This window comes from Streptomyces sp. WMMC940, from assembly GCF_027460265.1.
Taxonomy (GTDB): Bacteria; Actinomycetota; Actinomycetes; order Streptomycetales; family Streptomycetaceae; genus Streptomyces.
In genome coordinates, this window is record NZ_JAPZBC010000001.1 from 342,254 (window position 1) to 358,954 (window position 16,701).

A 16,701-nucleotide genomic window follows, 5' to 3' on the forward strand; every position below is an offset into this window, starting at 1 on the left:
CGCTCCTGACGCAGACGACGCCGGTGCCGCGGCGGCAAAGGATGACCATGCACATACCCCGATCACCCGTCGGTCGCGGGCGCTTCGCCGCGATGGCCGTCGCCGCCACCATCTGCGCCTGCGTGCTGAGTGCCCCCGCCCCCGCCCCGGTTCGCGCCCCGGCCCCCACCCGTCCCCCCGTCCCGGGGCCGGCCGACGGACCGGCCCCGGTGGACGCGGCTCCGCCCCTCGACTGGAGCCCCTGCCCCGAGACCCCCGGCTTCGACTGCGCCACCGCGAAGGCACCGCTGGACTACCGCCGGCCCACGGGGCGCGCGGTGGATCTCGCCGTCATCAGACACCGGGCGACGGGCCCCGGGCCGCGTCTCGGCACCCTCTTCTTCAACCCCGGCGGCCCCGGCGGAGCGGGCACCCAGGCGCTGCCCCAGTGGTACGAACTGTTCCCCGAGGAACTCCGGCAGCGCTTCGACATCGCCAGCTGGGACCCGCGCGGGGTCGGCGGGAGCACCGCGGTCCGCTGCTTCCCCACCACCGACGAGGCCTACGAGTGGCTGGAGCGCATACCCTTCGGGTTCCCCGTCGGCCAGAGCGAGACGGAGGCCTGGGTCGACGCCTACTCCGACCTCGGCCGGCTCTGCGAGAAGCGCGACCCGGAGTTGCTGAGGCACGTCTCCACCACCGACACGGCACGCGACCTGGACCGGCTCCGGCACGCCGTGGGCGACGAGAAGCTCAGCTTCCTCGGGGTGTCGTACGGCACGTTCCTCGGTGCCACGTACGCCAATCTCTTCCCCGACAGGGTCCGGGCGATGGTCCTGGACAGCAACATCGACCCGCGGGCCTGGGTGGACGGGGGTGCCGGTGCGGACCCGCGGCTGACGACGTTCCTTCGGGAGGACGTCGACCTGGGGTCGGCCGCGACCCTGCGTCAGTTCCTCGACCACTGCGGGCGCGCCGGTGCCGACCGGTGCGCCTTCTCCGCCGGGGGCCCCGAGGCGACCCGTGCGAAGTTCGAACGGCTCATGCTGCGCCTCCAGGAGCGCGCACAGGGGTCGTGGACGTACGCCAGGACCGTCACCACGGTGCTCAGCAGCCTCTACGCCATCGACCCCGGCTGGTACGACCTGGCCTGGACGCTGGAGGACCTGTGGGTGCGGCGGCCCCCGCAGGAACCCGTCGCGCCGGAGGGCACCCTGCCGTACCCGGCGTTCGAACAGATCGAGGCGATACGGTGTTCCGAGAGCCCCAATCCGCGCGATCCACGGCGCTTCCCCGAACTGGCGGAGTTCGCCTACGGGCGGGCCGGTGACCTCGGTCGGGCCGTCGCCTGGGCGAGCGAGCCGTGTGCCACCTGGCCGGCGACGGCCGCCTCCTCCTACGCGGGCCCGTGGAACCGTCCCACGGTGAACCCCGTGCTCGTGGTGAACACCCTCTACGACCCTGCGACCCCCTACCAGGGCGCGCTCGCGATGACCCGGCAGCTCGCGAACGCGCGCCTGCTGACCGTCGAGGGGTACGGGCACTCGTCCGTCGTCAACCCGAGTCTGTGCGTGGACGACTACGAGCGCCGCTACCTCGTCGACGGCGTCCTCCCCCCGCCGGGGGCCACCTGCCGGCAGGACGTGCGTCCGTTCGGCGAATCACGGCCCCGGGGCGGCGTCGGCACCGGCGGCGGCGGAACGGCCGGCGGAACGAACGCGGTCGCGCCCGGCGGGAACCGAGTTGACGGGCCGTGGACCGGACGGCTTCCATCGACGTGCTCCGGCCCTACGGCCGGAGCCGCCGCCCGCGGGGCCCGTGTCCCCGACTCGACCGGCGGTGAAGGCCCCTGCGAGGAGAGGAAGGCATGTCCGTCAGGACGACGCGGGACGGAGCGGCGCTGATCGACGAGGCTCTGGTGCGACGGCTCCTGCGCCGCCGGTTCCCGCGGTGGGCGGACCTGCCGGTCACCGCCGTCTCCTCCGCCGGTACGGCCAACGCCATGTTCCGCCTCGGCCGGGACATGGTCGTGCGGCTGCCCTGCACCCCCGGGTCCGCCGACGACGTGGACAAGGAGCACCAGTGGCTCCCGCGGCTCGCCCCGAGCCTCCCGGCGGCCGTACCGGCACCCCTCGGCAAGGGCGTGCCGGGGGGTGGATTCCCGTGGCCGTGGTCGGTCTACGGCTGGCTGGACGGTGAGAACCCGGTGCCCGGCCGGCTCGCCGAGCCCCTGGCGCTCGCCGGGGACCTGGCGGGCTTCGTCGGCGCGCTGCACGGGATCGACCCGGCGGACGGCCCCGCCTCGTACCGCGCCGAACCACTCCGCGCGCGGGACGCCGGCACCCGCGCCGCGATCGGGGCCCTGGAGGGGATCGTCGACGCGGGCGCGGCGGTCGCAGCGTGGGAGGCATCGCTGCGGGTCCCCGGCCGGGACGGGCCGCGCGTCTGGGTCCACGCGGATCTACAGCCGGGGAATCTGCTGCTCGTGGGGGGACGGCTCGGCGCCGTCATCGACTTCGGCTGTCTGGGGCTGGGCGATCCGGCGGTCGATCTGATCGTGGCGTGGTACGTCCTGACCGCCGAAGCGCGCCGCCCGTTCCGCGCTGCCCTGGGCGTCGACGAGGCGGCGTGGCTGAGGGGGCGGGGATGGGCGTTGTCGATCGCGCTGGCGGAGCTGCGGCACTACCGGGACACGAATCCGAGGATGGCTGCCGTCGCCCGGCACGTCGTCCATGAGGTCCTCAGGGACCACGGTGCGCACCGGCCCGCCGGGCGGGCGTGAACGGGACCCGCTCGGGTTGCGGTCCGGGCGGGAGCCGCCCCTCCCGGCAGTGGCTCGGGCGGGAGCCGGAGCCTCCCCTCCCTCCGTTCGGCTCCGGACTGAACGGAGGGGCGGGGTCATGGGAGACGGGGAGGACCGGGCCCCGGCCCGGCCCTCCCCTGGTGGACGACGCGGCGGCCGCGTCCGGGCGTCGCGGTGCGGCCGCTGTGGTGGGCCGGTGCCGCGGCCGGCGACGGCTGCCCGTCGAGGGTGCGTCCGGTGCCTACGGTCGCAAGGCGGCCGGATGCCCTTGTGGCGGAGCTGCCAGGGCTGCCGGCCCGCACTGCGAGGGCTGCGTGCCGGACGGCTCGACAGGGCGGGCCCTGCGGGAGGGGCGCTAGCGGCGGGGGAAGCCGCGCCCCCAGGACTCGAAGTCGACGACGCGGCCGCGGCTGTCGCGCAGCGTGGCCGTGTCCCGGCTGTCCCAGACGTGGTTCCGGCGGCCCTGGTAGACGTCGCGGCGGGTGTCGAAGCCGCGGCCCGTGTGGACACGGACGCTTGAACGGGCGGGCAGGCGCAGGTCGTCGAAGCGGTAGCGGTTGCCGTCGCCGTCCGACAGGGTCCATCCGTCGAGGTCGACGGCGCGGCGGCCGTTGTTCGTCACCTCGACCCATTCCGCGTTCAGGCTGCGGTTGGAGCGGAAGTCACGACGCGGGCCGTTGTGCTGGACCTGGCCGATGACGACCGAGGAACGCCGGTCCCGGCCGAACCGGTCACCGCCGAACCGGTCACCGTCGAATCTGTCGCGGTCGAAGCGGTTCCGGTCGTCGTGGTGGCGGCTGTGGCCGGCGTGACGGTCGCGCCCGTCGCGGCGGTCGTGCCCGTTGTCCGCGGAAGCCGGCACGGCCATCGCGCCGACGATCGCGCCGGATGCCAGGGCCGCCGCCACGAGACGACGGACGTTGCGGGAAGCAGACATGTGGATGCCCTTCACTTCAGTGCCCACCGGCCTGCGGGCCGGCGGGCGGACCATGCTCTCGGCCTGTGCCGAGGGCGCACACACTCGCCGGACATCAACGTGCATAAGATCCCAAACCACCCCGTGTTACGAAATGCGGATATTTCCGTAACTCTCAGCTGTATACGACATGGACAAAGGCAACATGACCTGACAAACCTCCTGCACCGTACAGCGACCCGTACAAACCTCAACAACAAGCGGTTGCCCTCCACGCCCACCACCCCGTACGCCACCCCGTGCGCCGGACGGCACGGCCCCGGCGGCGTGTAACAGCCGGGGCCGTGGCGCGGGCGCTCCGGACCGCCGCGGCCGGCGGCCCCGTCTCGCTGGTCGAGTCCGACGGGCGGTGGCACTCTGAGAGGGGGTCGGGCCCGAGGAGATACGGGAGGGCCGATGGGACGAGACGTCCCGGCGCTGGTGTTCACCCGTGACGACCGCCGTCGGTACCGGAACAAGATGCAGGACTGTCTCGACACCTTCGCGCTGATGCTGCGCGAGTCACGGTTCGAGTCCGAGCGGCCGCAGGTCGGCCTGGAGATCGAGCTGAACCTCGTGGACGGCGCGGCCGAACCGGCGATGCGGAGCACCGACGTGCTCGAGGCGATCGCCGATCCCGCCTGGTCCAGCGAGCTGGGCCGGTTCAACCTGGAGATCAACATTCCACCGCGCCGGCTGACCGCCGGCGGCCCCGACGCCTGGGAGCAGGAGATCAGGGACGCGCTCAACCACGCCGAGGACCGTGCCGCGCCGGTCGGTGCGCACCTCGCCATGGTGGGGATCCTGCCGACGCTGCAGCAGAAGGACGTGGGCGAGGCCGCGCTGTCGGAGAACCCTCGCTACCGGCTGCTGAACGAGCAGGTGTTCGCCGCCCGTGGCGAGGACCTGCGGATCGCCGTGGACGGTGTGGACCGGCTGCGGACGTACGCGGACACGATCACGCCCGAGGCCGCCTGCACGAGTACCCAGTTCCATCTGCAGGTCTCGCCCGACGAGTTCGCGGGGTACTGGAACGCGGCGCAGGCCGTCGCGGGCGTGCAGATCGCCCTGGCCGCGAACTCCCCCTTCCTGTTCGGCAAGGAGCTGTGGCGGGAGACCCGTATCCCGCTCTTCGAGCAGGCGACCGACACCCGCCCCGAGGAGATCAAGGTCCAGGGCGTGCGGCCGCGAGTGTGGTTCGGCGAGCGCTGGATCACGAGCGTCTTCGACCTCTTCGAGGAGAACCTGCGCTACTTCCCCGCGCTGCTGCCCCTGTGCGACGACCAGGACCCGGGGGAGACCCTGGAGGGAGGCGACATCCCGGAACTCGCCGAACTCACGCTGCACAACGGGACGATCTACCGCTGGAACCGCCCGGTGTACGCGGTGGCCAACGACCGACCCCATCTCCGGGTCGAGAACCGGGTACTGCCCGCCGGGCCGACGGTCGCCGACATCCTGGCCAACGGCGCGTTCTACTACGGACTCACCCGCGCGCTGGTCGAGGAGGAGCGCCCGGTGTGGTCACGCATGTCGTTCTCGGCAGCCGAGGACAATCTGCACACGGCCGCCCGGCACGGGATCGACGCCCGGCTGTACTGGCCGGGTATGGGCGAGGTGCCGGCTGCCGAACTGGTGCTGCGGCGGCTGCTGCCGCTGGCCCACCGGGGCCTGGAGCTGTCCGGCATGGACGCCCAGTGGCGGGAGCCGTTGCTGGGGATCATCGAGCAGCGTTGCGTCACGGGCCGCAACGGCGCGGTCTGGCAGGCGGAGATGTTCCATCGCATCGACAGCACCGCCCATGTGACCCGCCACGAGGCACTGCGGCGGATGACCCGGCAGTACATCGACTTCATGCACCTCAACGCGCCCGCGCACACCTGGCCCGTCGACTGAGCGCCGTCGCGCGCGCGGGGGCGGATCCGGCACGGCGGGGCGGCAGCGGCACCGACGGCGGCGCACGGGGGGACGGCACGGGAGCAGGCCATCGGTTACCGTCGTGGGGACGGCCATGGCCCGCAGTCCCGTGGCCCCCGCCTCCCCACCACGGATCCGAATGCCGCCCATGCACGCTTCCCGCGCCGTTCCCACCGCTCTCGCCGGAGCCCTCGTCGCCGTGCTGGCGGCCGGCTGCTCCCCCGCGGCCGGCGGTGCCCGGACGTCCGACAAGCCCGCGGCCGCCCCGAGGACCTCGTCCGCCGCCGCCGAGGCCCAAGAGTCGCGTCCGTCCGCCCCGACCCCGCCGCCGAAGCCCTTCGCCCCCGCGGCCGCCCCGACCCCGAGCGCGACCCCGGAGCCGCCGGGCAGCGCACGCACCCGGCCGGCCGCGCTGAGCATCCCGTCGATCGGCGTGGCGGACCTGCGCGTCGTCCCGTACGAGGGGACCACCGACGACTGGCCGGGGACGCGCATCCAGGACCGCGGGGTGGCTGCCAGCCCGTTCGGCGAGCGGGGCGGGGTCGGGCCGGGAGAGGTCGGCAACTACCTCGTCACCGCTCATCGGCTGTCCGCCGGAGGGCCCCTGCGGGACCTGCCGTCGCTGGGCGTGGGCGATCCGGTCCTGGTCGTCTCGGGAGGCAGGATCTACGAGTACCGGATCACGGAGCACCGGACGACGTCCTTCCGGTCGGCCCGGTCACTGGCCGAGCAGCGGGCCGCGGTGCCCGGCTTCCCCGGCAGGACCGCCACCCGGCCGATGATCACGATCTCCACCTGCGCAACCCCGGAGGACAACGCCGCGGGGAACTTCTGGCGCGACGACCGGAACAACCCGGAGCACCGGATCGACCGGGTGGGCGTGCTCACGGACGTGCGCGACGCCACGGGATGACCGGCCGGAGCGGCCCGCGGCCGCCGCCAAGCGGCACGGTCGCGGGGCGTGTTGCGCCGATCTAGAGTTGGCCATATCAGACCAAACCGGCTGGTATCCCCTGCCCGGTCCCCTGGGAGGGCCGATGAACCGAATCTCGGTGACCGTGGACGGCGTTGCCTACCAGGACGACGTGGAACCTCGGCTGCTGCTGGTCCACTATCTGCGGGACCGCCTGGGACTGACCGGCACCCCCGTCGGCTGCGACACCGGCAGCTGCGGCGCGTGCACCGTCGAACTCGACGGGCGCAGCGTCAAGAGCTGCTCGGTGCTCGCGGTGCAGGCCGACGGAGGGGAGGTCACCACCGTGCAGGGACTCGGCTCCCCCACCGGGGGTCTCGACTCCCTCCAGAGGGCCTTCCACGAGAAGCACGCCCTCCAGTGCGGCTACTGCACACCCGGGATGATCATGGCGGCCCGGGAGTTGCTGAGGCACGACCCGGACCCCACCCCCGACGAGGTCCGCCACGCCCTCGAGGGCAACCTCTGCCGGTGCACGGGCTACCAGAACATCGTCCACGCGGTGCTCGCGGCCGCCCGCCACGAGCAGGAGGCCAGGACATGACCGCGCAGCCCGCGGACCGGACGCACGAGCGGGAGGTCGGCCGCGCCCGGGCCCGCAAGGAGGACGCGCACCTGGTCACCGGTCAGACCACCTGGACCGACAACGTCAGCGTGCCCGGCATGCTCCACATGGCCGTGCTGCGCAGTCCCATGGCGCACGCCCGGATCGACCGGGTGGACGTGTCCCCCGCCCTGGAGCGGCCCGGTGTCGTCGCGGCGTTCAGCGGAGGCGACCTCGCAGACGGTCTCGCCTCGCTGCCGTGCGTGTGGCCGGTGACCGAGGACATCGTGATGCCCGACCACCCGCCGGTCGCCGTCGACGAGGTGCGCTACGCGGGTGACCCGGTCGCCGTGGTGGTCGCCCGTGACCGCTACGCGGCGGCCGACGCGCTCGAGGCGGTGGACGTCGACTACACCCCCCTGGAACCGGTGCTCGACCTGGAGGCGGCGCTCGAGGAGGGATCGCCGCTCGTGCACGCGGACAAGGGCACGAACCGGTGCTACGTCTGGCCGCTGACGGCCGGTGAGGACTGGGACTCCGCGCGGGCCCGGGCGGACGTGGTGGTCTCCCGGAGGTTCCTCCAGCAGCGACTCATCCCCAACGCGATGGAACCGCGCGCCGTGGTCGTGATGCCGATCGCCGCGTCCGGCGAGTACACCATGTACTCCGCCACCCAGATCCCCCACATCGTGCGGGTGCTGATGGCCATGGTCACCGGCATCCCCGAGCAGAAGCTGCGGGTGATCGCCCCGGACGTGGGCGGCGGCTTCGGCTCGAAGCTCCAGGTGTACGCGGAGGAGGCCGTCGCCCTCGCCGTGGCGCGCACGCTCGGCCGTCCGGTGAAGTGGACCGAGTCGCGCTCCGAGGGCTATCTCGCCACCCACCACGGCCGGGGCCAGATCCAGGACCTCCAGATCGCGGCGACCCGCGAGGGGAAGTTGCTCGGGCTGAAGGTCGACCTGCTCGCCGACATGGGCGCGTACCTGATGCTGATCACACCGGGCACCCCGCTGCTCGGCGCGTTCATGTACCCGGCGATCTACAAGATGGACGCCTACGCCTTCTCCTGCACCGGCGTCTTCACCACGCGGACGCCCACCGACGCCTACCGGGGCGCGGGGCGCCCGGAGGCGACGTTCGCGATCGAGCGCATGATGGACGAGCTCGCGGCCGAGCTGGGGATGGACCCCCTGGAGCTGCGCCGGCGCAACTGGATCGGCCACGACGAGTTCCCGTACACCTCGATCGCCGGGCTCACCTACGACAGCGGCGACTACGAGGCGGCGACGGAGAAGGCGCTGGCGCTGTTCGGCTACGAGGGGATGCGGGCCGAACAGCAGGAGCGGGTGCGGCGCGGCGACCCGGTGCGCCTCGGCATCGGCATCTCGACGTACACCGAGATGTGCGGGGTCGCGCCGAGCCGGGTGCTGAGGGACCTGCGGTACGCGGCGGGCGGCTGGGAGACGGCGAACGTCCGCATGCTGCCGACGGGCAAGGTCGAGGTCGTCACGGGCACGAGTCCGCACGGCCAGGGCCATGTGACGTGCTGGAGCCAGATCGCGTCCGACGTGCTGGGTGTGCCGTTCGAGGACGTCGAGGTCGTGCACGGCGACACCCGGGCGGCGCCGCAGGGCATGGACACCTATGGTTCCCGCTCCCTCGTGGTCGGTGGCACGGCGGTGCACGAGGCGGCGCAGAAGGTCGTGGAGAAGGCACGGAAGATCGCGGCGCATCTGCTGGAGGCCAGCGAGGACGACCTCGACTTCGCGCAGGGCGTGTTCTCGGTGAAAGGGTCCCCGGACGCGCGGCGGACGATCCAGGAGATCGCGTTCGAGGCGTTCTCGTCGCACGACCTGCCCGAGGGCATGGAGCCGACGATCCACGCCGACCACGTCGTGGACCCCGACAACTTCTCGTACCCGCACGGCACGCATCTGTGCGCCGTGGACGTCGACACGGAGACGGGCCACACCCGTATCCGCTCCTATGTGTGCGTCGACGACGTCGGCCGGGTCGTCAACCCGGTGATCGTCGAGGGCCAGGTGCACGGCGGCCTCGCCCAGGGCATCGGCCAGGCGCTCTACGAGGAGGCCGTGTACGACGCCGAGGGGAACCTGACGTCCGGGACGATGGCGGACTACCTGGTGCCCTCGGCGGCGGACCTGCCCGAGTTCACGACCGAGCGCACCGAGACACCGGCCACCACCAACCCGCTGGGCGTGAAGGGCGTCGGGGAGGCGGGGACGATCGCCTCCACACCGGCGGTCGTCAACGCCATCGTGGACGCGCTGCGCCCCCTCGGGGTGACGGACGTTCCCATGCCGTGCACCCCCGAGCGGGTGTGGCGGGCCATCCGGCAGGCCCGGGGTGAGGAAGGCGCCGCCCCCTCCGGCGGACGGCCGGAGGGCACGGTACCGACGACGGGCCAGGCGCCCGCCCCGGGCGAGGAGGGGTTGGCATGATCCCCGCGGCGTTCGACTACAGGCGGCCGGACTCGGTGGACGAGGCCGTGACCGCGCTGGCCGACGGCGGTGAGGACGCGAAGGTCCTCGCCGGCGGCCAGAGCCTGCTCCCGATGCTGCGGCTGCGGCTCGCCTTCCCCGAACTGCTGGTGGACGTGGGCAGGATCGACGAGCTGCGCGGTGTCCGCGAGGAGGCGGACACCCTCGTCATCGGGGCCATGACCACGCATCACGACGTGCTGGCCGACCCTCTGGTGAGGCGGCACGCGGGCCTGCTCGCCGCGGCGACGGAGACGGTCGCCGACCCCGCGGTGCGCAACCGGGGGACGCTGGGCGGCTCCCTCGCCCACGCGGACCCGGCCGCGGACCTGCCCGCGGTCGTCCTCGCGCTCGACGGCGAGCTGGTCGCCGCCGGCCCCCGGGGCCGGCGCACCATCGCGGCACGGGACTTCTTCACCGACTACCTGCAGTCCGCGCTGAGCCCCGACGAGCTGCTGGTGGAGGTACGGCTCCCGAAGTCCGGGGAGTGGGGATTCCGGTACGAGAAGTTCCACCGGGCCGCACAGGCGTGGGCGGCGGTCGGCGTCGCGGTCCTGGTCCGCTCGGAAGGCGGACGGATCGCCGAGGCGCGGATCGGGCTCACCAACATGGGACCGACCCCGCTGCGGGCGTCCGCCGCGGAGGCGGCGCTGGCGGGTGCGGAGGGCCCGGAGGAGGTGGCACGGGCCGCGCAGGCCGCCGCCGAGGGCACCAGCCCCTCGTCGGACCTGTGGGGTTCGTCCGAGTACCGGGAGCACATGGCCCGGGTGCTCACCCGGCGGGCGGTGCTCGCCGCCGCCGGGCCGTCGTGACGGGTGTGCCGCACCGATGAGCGGGACGGCGACCGGGTCCGCTGGGGAGGCCGGCGACGGCGGGGCACGACGGGCCACCGGAGCCACCGCCGTCCTTCCGGAGGGGCCGGAGGAGGTGCGGCGGCGACTGGAGGACGTCGGCTATCTCGTGGACGAGGGCCTCGCCACCGCCTGCTTCCTTGCGCTGCGGCTGCACCGCCCGGTGTTCTGCGAGGGGGACGCGGGCGTGGGAAAGACCTCGCTCGCCGGCGCGCTCGCCGGGATGCTGGCAGCGCCGCTGATCCGGTTGCAGTGCTACGAGGGGATCGACGCCTCGCAGGCCCTGTACGACTGGGACTTCCCCCGGCAGCTGCTGCACCTGCGCGCGGCGGAGGCGGCCGGGGTCACCGACGTGGACCGGCTGGAGGCGGAACTGTACGACCGGCGTTTCCTCGTCGAACGGCCGTTGCTGCAGGCGCTGCGGACCCAGCCCTCGGTGCTGCTCGTCGACGAGGTGGACCGGGCGGACGACGAGTTCGAGGCGTTCCTGCTGGAACTGCTGTCGGAGTACTCGGTCACCGTTCCCGAACTGGGCACGCTGCGCGCCGAGACCCCGCCCGTGGTGGTCCTGACGTCGAACCGGACGCGAGAGGTGCACGACGCGCTCAAACGGCGCTGTCTGTACCACTGGTTCGACCACCCCGCCTTCGCCCGGGAGCTGGCGATCGTCCGCAGCCGGCTGCCGGCGGTGTCGGCCAGGCTGGCCGAGCAGGTCACCGCCCTCGTCCAGGCCCTGCGGTCGGAGGAGCTGGTGAAGCCGCCGGGAGTGGCCGAGACGATCGACTGGGCCGAGGCGCTGGACGCGCTGGGAGCCACGGAGCTGGACGCGGAGCTGGCCGTGGCGACGCTCGGCTCGGTGCTGAAGTACCGGGAGGACACGGAGCGGGCCCGGTCCATGGACCTGTCCGCGATCCTCGCCCCGCGGGCGACTGGGGCGTGAGGCGGATGGCGGCGGTCGATGGCGGTACGGCGGTACTGGTGGGATTCGCGCGTGCGCTGCGCGCCGCGGGGCTGGACGCCGGGCCGGACCGGGTGCAGACGTTCCTGCGGGCACTCGACGTCCTGGGGCCGCGGCGGCGGACCGACGTCTACTGGGCGGGAAGGCTCACGCTGTGCGGCGGCCAGGACGACCTCGACCGCTACGACCGCGTGTTCGCCGCCTACTTCGGGCCGCGCGACCGTCCTCCGGCGCCGCGGGCCCGGCCGCTGCCGCCCGGGGCCCCGCCGCCGCGGCTCGCCGTACGGGAGACGGACCGCGTCCCCGGCGGAGGCGGCGGGCAGGAGGACCGGCGGCCCGGCGCGGCGGCGGCCCTCGCCAGTCCGGTGGACGTGCTGCGCCATCGCGATGTCGCCGCGCTGACGGCCGCCGAACGCGAGCAGGTGCGGCGGCTGTTGGCCGCCTTCGCGCTGCCGGGCGAGCCACGTCGCTCCGCGCGGCTGCGCCCGGCCCGTCGGGGCGCCGTCGACCCCCGGCGGACGGTGCGGGAGTGGCTTCGCCGCGGCGGGGAGCCGGCCCGGCTGCGCCGGCGGGCACGTGCCGAACGGCCCCGCCGGGTGGTCCTGCTGGTGGACGTGAGCGGGTCGATGGCCCCGTACGCGGACGCGTTGCTGCGGTTCGCGCACGCCGCGACGCACGGCGGGCCCGCGGCGTCGAGGGCGGCCACGGAGGTGTTCACGATCGGCACCCGGCTGACGCGGGTGACCGCCGCGCTGGGGCACCGCGACCCGGACACCGCACTGGCGGCGGTCGCCGCCGCCGTCCCCGACTGGCGCGGAGGCACCCGGCTCGGCGAGATGCTGCGGGCGTTCCTCGACCGGTGGGGCCAGCGCGGGATGGCGCGGGGCGCTGTCGTCGTGGTGCTGTCCGACGGCTGGGAGCGCGGCGATCCGGCCCTCCTCGCCGCCCAGATGCGGCGGCTGCACCGGCTGGCCCACCGGGTCGTGTGGGCCAATCCGCGCAAGGCCCGGCCCGGTTACGCGCCGCTGGCGGCCGGGATGGCGGCAGCCCTGCCCAGTGTGGACGCGTTCGTCGAGGGACACAGTCTGGCGGCGCTGGAGCACCTCGCCGCAGTGCTGAGAGGAGCCGAGGATGCGTGAGATTCTGCCCGCCCTGAGCCGCTGGTACGCCGAGGGCGAGCCGTTCGGACTGGCCACGGTCGTGTCGGTGAGCCGCAGCGCGCCGCGCGGGCCCGGCGCGGCGATGGCCGTCGGCCCGGACGACGAGGTCGTGGGCAGTGTGTCCGGCGGTTGTGTGGAGGGCGCGGTCTTCGAGATGGCGCAGGAGGTCCTGGCCGACGGTACGGCGCGGCTGCACACCTTCGGGTACAGCGACGAGGACGCGTTCGCGGTCGGGCTGACCTGCGGTGGTGAGATCACGCTGCTGGTGCGGGCCGTCTCGCCGGGCACCGACGCGGTGTTCGGGGCGGTGGCCGACTCGGTCGCCGCGCACCGCCCGGTGACGGTCGCGACCGTGACCGACGGCCCCGCGCCGCGCGGCGCCACCCTGGCGGTGTGGGCGGACGAGGTGGCGGGGTCGCTCGGCGCCGAGGGGCTGGACGCCGCCGTCGTGGCCGACGCGCGCGGCGGGCTGGCGCAGGGCTCGACCGGTGTGCGTCACTACGGGCCGCGGGGACAGCGCCGCGAGGACGACGTCTCGGTCTTCCTCCACTCGTTCGCTCCGCCGCCGAGGATGCTGGTGTTCGGTGCCATCGACTACGCGGCCGCCGTCGCCAGGATCGGCGACTTCCTCGGCTACCGGGTGACGGTGTGCGACGCGCGTCCGGTGTTCGCCACGCCCAAGCGTTTCCCGGAGGGCGTCGAGGTCGTCGTGGACTGGCCGCACCGCTATCTGGACCGCACCGAGACCGATGCGCGCACGGTCGTCTGCGTACTGACGCACGATCCGAAGTTCGACGTGCCACTGCTGGAGCAGGCCCTGCGCCGGCCGGCCGCCTACATCGGCGCCATGGGCAGCCGGCGCACCCACGACGACCGTGCCAAGCGGCTGCGCGAGGCCGGGCTGGGCGAGGAGCAACTGGCCCGGCTGCGGTCGCCGGTGGGCCTGGATTTGGGGGCCCGTACCCCCGAGGAGGTCGCCGTGTCCGTGGCGGCGGAGATCGTGGCACTGCGGTGGGGCGGGAGCGGCGCGCCGCTGACGGAGACGGCCGGCGCGATCCATCCGGCCGGGCCGGTTCCCGGCCGCGCCGGGACCCGGGAGGGATCCGCCGGTGTGTGACGAGGAACGGAGCTGAGCATGGAACTGCGGCACGAGTTCACCGTCCCCGTACCGGTCGAGGAGGCCTGGCGGGCGCTTCTCGACATCGAGCGGGTGGCGCCGTGTCTGCCGGGCACGACCGTCCAGGAGTTCGACGGCGAGAAGGTCACCGGCACCGTGAAGGTGAAGGTGGGGCCGGTCACGCTGACGTACCGGGGCACCGCCGTCTTCGAGGAGAGGGACGAGGCGGCGCACCGGATGGTGCTGAAGGCGAGCGGCAAGGAGGTGCGGGGGCAGGGCACCGCGCGGGCGACCGTCACGGCCGGGCTCACCGCGTCGAACGCGGCAACGGCCGTCTCCGTGCGTACCGACTTCGCCGTGACCGGACGGCCGGCCCAGATCGGGCGGGGCGTGATGGCCGAGGTGGGCGACAGGCTCGTGGGCCGGTTCGCTGACTGCCTCTCCCAGCGGCTCGCCGGGGCGCCCGGCGCGGAGACCGCGGATGCCGGGAGGGGCGCGGTGGCCGGAGCGGGGACGGATGCGACCGGGCCCGCCGAGCCGGGGGCCGGGGAGCCGTCCGCGCCCGCCGCGGCCGTGGCGGAGCCAGGAGTCCCGGCCGTGCCCGAGGCGCGTGCGGAGGCGGGGCCCGCCGAAGCCGCCGAGCCCATCGATCTCCTGCGGACCGCGGGCCTGCCGGTCACCAGGAGGATCGTCCCGGTGGCGCTGGCTGTGGGGGCGGCCGCCGCCGCGGTGGCGGTGGCCGTCCGGCGCCGGCGGCGCTGACCGTCAGTCCGGGTGCGTCGCGAGCAGGGCGAGGAGCAGCGGGATCCGGGGCGAGCCGTCGGGGGCCGCCACCCGCCGCCGGGCGTGCGGACCAGTCTCGGCTTGACGAATCCGTTTGCCATGGCGGCAAATGGATCCATGGCGGAGAAGGATGTCGACGAGGTGCTCACGGCCGTGGGACCTCGGTTGCGGGCCCTGCGGCAGGCGCGCGGCAGCACGCTGGCCCAGATCGCCGAGACGACCGGGATCTCGCTGAGCACGCTTTCGCGGCTGGAGTCCGGCGGGCGGAAGCCCACGCTCGAGCTGCTGCTGCCGCTGGCCCAGGCGTACGGCGTGCCGCTGGACGAGTTGGTCGGCGCCCCCGCCGTCGGTGACGCGCGCATCCGGCAGCGCCCGTTCACCCGGAACGGGCAGACGTACGTACCGCTGACGCGGTATCTCGGGGGTATGCACGCCTACAAGCACATCGTGCCGCCGCGGACGAAGGACAAGGGCGTGCGCCCCGAGCAGAAGGTGCACGAGGGCTACGAATGGCTCTATGTGCTCACCGGACGGCTGTGGGTGGCACTCGGCGAGCACGACCTCGTTCTCGGCGCGGGCGAGGCCGCGGAGTTCGACACCCGCACGCCGCACGGCTTCGCCAACGCCGGGGACCGGCCCGTGGAGTTCCTGTCGCTGTTCGGGCCGCAGGGGGAACGGATGCACGTACGGGCACGCCCCACCCCGGGCTGATCGGCCCGGTCAGGTCCGCCAGGACCGCCAGGACCGCCAGGACCGACGACGACCCGACCGCGGGGGCCTTCGAGGTCCACGGCCCCGGCCACCGGCGCATGGCCGCGCCGCCCTCCGCACGGGGCCCCGAGGGCGTGCCCGTCCCCGGGACCGGTCCACCCGGGCGGCCGTCAACGTGCGCGCCTCCCCGCGCCGGCGGCGCCGGGGCGGTGCCGCCGGTGCGGGGACCGTGGCGCGTAAGGTCAAGGGCCATGAGCAGTCAAGGAGTTGCCGAGCGCGGAGTCCACCTCGTCACCGGCGGGGGAACGGGCATCGGAGCCGCCACCGCGCGCAGACTGCGGGCGGACGGCCGTCACGTCGTCGTCTCCGGGCGGCGCCCCGGCCCGCTGGAGGAGATCGCGCGCGAGACCGGGGCGCTGGCACACGCCGCCGACACGGCCGACCGCGACGCGGTGGAGGCGCTGGTCGAGGTGGTCGTCACGGCCTACGGCCGACTGGACGGCCTCGTGCTCAACGCGGGCATCGCCCGCGGCGGTGCCGTCGGCGATCTGCGGGACGAGGACTGGGAATCGGTCATGAGGACCAATGTGACCGGCCCGTTCCTGCTTCTCCGCGCGGCCCTCCCCCATCTGCTCCGGTCACGCGGCGCCGTCGTGGCCGTCGCCTCGGTCTCCGCGCTGCGCAACGGCCAGGCCAATGCCGCCTACGCGACGTCCAAGGCAGCGCTGCTGCAGCTGTGCCGTTCCGTCGCCGTCGACTACGGCCCGCGGGGTGTGCGGGCCAACACCGTCTGCCCGAGCTGGGTACGGACGGACATGGCCGACCGGCGCATGGCGCGCTTCGCCGACGAGGCCGGACTGCCGGACGCGGGTTCCGCCGCCGGCACGGAGAAGGCGTACGAGGAAGCCACCCGGCTCATCCCCGCACGCCGGCCCGGCGATCCGGCCGAGGTCGCCGAGGCGGTCGCCTGGCTCCTGTCACCCGCCGCCTCGTTCGTCAACGGCGCCACGCTGACCGTCGACGGAGGAGTGACGGCCGTCGACCCCGGCGCCGTCGCGTTCCACCACCGCATCGCGCCCCGCGCCGGTCTCGACGGCTGAGGTCCCGCCGGCGGCGGACGGGGCCGGACTCCCGCGGTCTCCGCCGGTGGTGCGGTCGCCGGGGAGGCCGGCGTCGGCAGGCCCGGCGGCCGAAGGGCGGCCGGCGGAGGGCTTGCCGAAGGTCAGGCCGGTCCCCGTCAGGTCGGCGCGGATACCCTCGCGCTCCACGACGACGTCCTCGAGCCGGATGTCCCCGGTCGTCGTCCTCGGCAGTTCGAACGACAGTGACAGCCGGTCGGAGAGCTGCGGTGGCCGGAGTTCCAGCAGGGCGCCGATCAGCCGGGGATCGATGCCGACCTTCTCCAGCAACCAGGGATGGTCGACGACGACGTCGACGAGGTTGACCCTC

At 74.1% G+C, this 16,701-nt stretch carries 14 protein-coding genes; 13 read left to right on the forward strand and 1 reads right to left on the reverse strand.

Features of this window, described 5'->3' with window-relative positions; translation table 11 throughout:
- The first annotated feature begins 47 nt into the window (after nucleotides 1–47).
- Together O7595_RS01585 and O7595_RS01590 are read left to right on the forward strand one after the other, a co-directional pair.
- Nucleotides 48–1,883: an alpha/beta hydrolase gene (locus tag O7595_RS01585; protein WP_269726907.1), complete on the forward strand. Its 1,836-nt coding sequence runs from the start codon at nucleotides 48–50 to the stop codon at nucleotides 1,881–1,883.
- Nucleotides 1,847–2,761: an aminoglycoside phosphotransferase family protein gene (locus O7595_RS01590; protein WP_269726908.1), complete on the forward strand. Its 915-nt coding sequence runs from the start codon at nucleotides 1,847–1,849 to the stop codon at nucleotides 2,759–2,761. Before O7595_RS01585 ends, O7595_RS01590 begins: the two co-directional genes overlap by 37 nt.
- Before the next feature lie 376 nt (nucleotides 2,762–3,137).
- On the opposite strand, the gene O7595_RS01595 is transcribed toward O7595_RS01590, so the two are convergent.
- The gene (locus O7595_RS01595) at nucleotides 3,138–3,719 is read right to left on the reverse strand and encodes a lamin tail domain-containing protein (protein ID WP_269726909.1); all 582 of its coding nucleotides are present in this window, start codon (nucleotides 3,717–3,719) and stop codon (nucleotides 3,138–3,140) included.
- Nucleotides 3,720–4,154: 435 nt separating this feature from the next.
- Between O7595_RS01595 and O7595_RS01600 the strand changes: the two genes are divergently transcribed.
- The 11 genes from O7595_RS01600 (at nucleotide 4,155) to O7595_RS01650 (ending at nucleotide 16,352) form a co-directional block, all read left to right on the forward strand.
- A complete protein-coding gene (locus tag O7595_RS01600) occupies nucleotides 4,155–5,633 on the forward strand; it encodes a glutamate-cysteine ligase family protein (RefSeq protein WP_269726910.1) in 1,479 nt (492 codons plus the stop codon).
- A 169-nt stretch (nucleotides 5,634–5,802) separates the two neighbouring features.
- On the forward strand, nucleotides 5,803–6,567 hold the full coding sequence (locus O7595_RS01605) for a class E sortase (protein ID WP_269726911.1): 765 nt from the start codon (nucleotides 5,803–5,805) through the stop codon (nucleotides 6,565–6,567).
- Nucleotides 6,568–6,691: 124 nt separating this feature from the next.
- Nucleotides 6,692–7,171: a (2Fe-2S)-binding protein gene (locus tag O7595_RS01610; protein WP_269726912.1), complete on the forward strand. Its 480-nt coding sequence runs from the start codon at nucleotides 6,692–6,694 to the stop codon at nucleotides 7,169–7,171.
- The gene (locus tag O7595_RS01615) at nucleotides 7,168–9,633 is read left to right on the forward strand and encodes a xanthine dehydrogenase family protein molybdopterin-binding subunit (protein ID WP_269726913.1); all 2,466 of its coding nucleotides are present in this window, start codon (nucleotides 7,168–7,170) and stop codon (nucleotides 9,631–9,633) included. Before O7595_RS01610 ends, O7595_RS01615 begins: the two co-directional genes overlap by 4 nt.
- Nucleotides 9,630–10,484, forward strand: coding sequence for an FAD binding domain-containing protein (locus O7595_RS01620; RefSeq protein WP_269726914.1), 855 nt, complete (start codon nucleotides 9,630–9,632; stop codon nucleotides 10,482–10,484). The genes O7595_RS01615 and O7595_RS01620 overlap by 4 nt, the downstream gene beginning before the upstream one ends.
- A 16-nt stretch (nucleotides 10,485–10,500) precedes the next feature.
- Entirely contained in the window at nucleotides 10,501–11,463 is a 963-nt protein-coding gene (locus O7595_RS01625; RefSeq protein WP_269726915.1) for an AAA family ATPase, read from the forward strand.
- Nucleotides 11,464–11,468: 5 nt separating this feature from the next.
- Entirely contained in the window at nucleotides 11,469–12,620 is a 1,152-nt protein-coding gene (locus tag O7595_RS01630) for a vWA domain-containing protein (RefSeq protein ID WP_269726916.1), read from the forward strand.
- Nucleotides 12,613–13,758: an XdhC family protein gene (locus tag O7595_RS01635; RefSeq protein ID WP_269726917.1), complete on the forward strand. Its 1,146-nt coding sequence runs from the start codon at nucleotides 12,613–12,615 to the stop codon at nucleotides 13,756–13,758. Before O7595_RS01630 ends, O7595_RS01635 begins: the two co-directional genes overlap by 8 nt.
- Nucleotides 13,759–13,776: 18 nt before the next feature.
- Nucleotides 13,777–14,520 carry an SRPBCC family protein gene (locus O7595_RS01640; RefSeq protein ID WP_269726918.1) on the forward strand — a complete coding sequence of 248 codons (744 nt, stop codon included), beginning with the start codon at nucleotides 13,777–13,779 and terminating at the stop codon, nucleotides 14,518–14,520.
- 138 nt (nucleotides 14,521–14,658) lie between these two features.
- Entirely contained in the window at nucleotides 14,659–15,252 is a 594-nt protein-coding gene (locus tag O7595_RS01645) for a helix-turn-helix domain-containing protein (RefSeq protein ID WP_269726919.1), read from the forward strand.
- A 251-nt stretch (nucleotides 15,253–15,503) separates the two neighbouring features.
- Nucleotides 15,504–16,352, forward strand: a complete 849-nt coding sequence (locus O7595_RS01650) for an SDR family NAD(P)-dependent oxidoreductase (RefSeq protein WP_269726920.1) — start codon at nucleotides 15,504–15,506, stop codon at nucleotides 16,350–16,352.
- Nucleotides 16,353–16,701 lie beyond the last annotated feature (349 nt).

Coding starts and splice junctions, on each gene's coding strand:
- O7595_RS01600 (WP_269726910.1), top strand. CDS start 4,155: ATGGGACGAGACGTCCCGGCGCTGGTGTTCACCCGTGACGACCGCCGT.
- O7595_RS01640 (WP_269726918.1), top strand. CDS start 13,777: ATGGAACTGCGGCACGAGTTCACCGTCCCCGTACCGGTCGAGGAGGCC.
- O7595_RS01590 (WP_269726908.1), top strand. CDS start 1,847: ATGTCCGTCAGGACGACGCGGGACGGAGCGGCGCTGATCGACGAGGCT.
- O7595_RS01615 (WP_269726913.1), top strand. CDS start 7,168: ATGACCGCGCAGCCCGCGGACCGGACGCACGAGCGGGAGGTCGGCCGC.
- O7595_RS01605 (WP_269726911.1), top strand. CDS start 5,803: ATGCACGCTTCCCGCGCCGTTCCCACCGCTCTCGCCGGAGCCCTCGTC.
- O7595_RS01595 (WP_269726909.1), bottom strand. CDS start 3,719: ATGTCTGCTTCCCGCAACGTCCGTCGTCTCGTGGCGGCGGCCCTGGCA.
- O7595_RS01620 (WP_269726914.1), top strand. CDS start 9,630: ATGATCCCCGCGGCGTTCGACTACAGGCGGCCGGACTCGGTGGACGAG.
- O7595_RS01610 (WP_269726912.1), top strand. CDS start 6,692: ATGAACCGAATCTCGGTGACCGTGGACGGCGTTGCCTACCAGGACGAC.
- O7595_RS01585 (WP_269726907.1), top strand. CDS start 48: ATGCACATACCCCGATCACCCGTCGGTCGCGGGCGCTTCGCCGCGATG.
- O7595_RS01645 (WP_269726919.1), top strand. CDS start 14,659: ATGGCGGAGAAGGATGTCGACGAGGTGCTCACGGCCGTGGGACCTCGG.
- O7595_RS01635 (WP_269726917.1), top strand. CDS start 12,613: ATGCGTGAGATTCTGCCCGCCCTGAGCCGCTGGTACGCCGAGGGCGAG.
- O7595_RS01625 (WP_269726915.1), top strand. CDS start 10,501: ATGAGCGGGACGGCGACCGGGTCCGCTGGGGAGGCCGGCGACGGCGGG.
- O7595_RS01650 (WP_269726920.1), top strand. CDS start 15,504: ATGAGCAGTCAAGGAGTTGCCGAGCGCGGAGTCCACCTCGTCACCGGC.
- O7595_RS01630 (WP_269726916.1), top strand. CDS start 11,469: ATGGCGGCGGTCGATGGCGGTACGGCGGTACTGGTGGGATTCGCGCGT.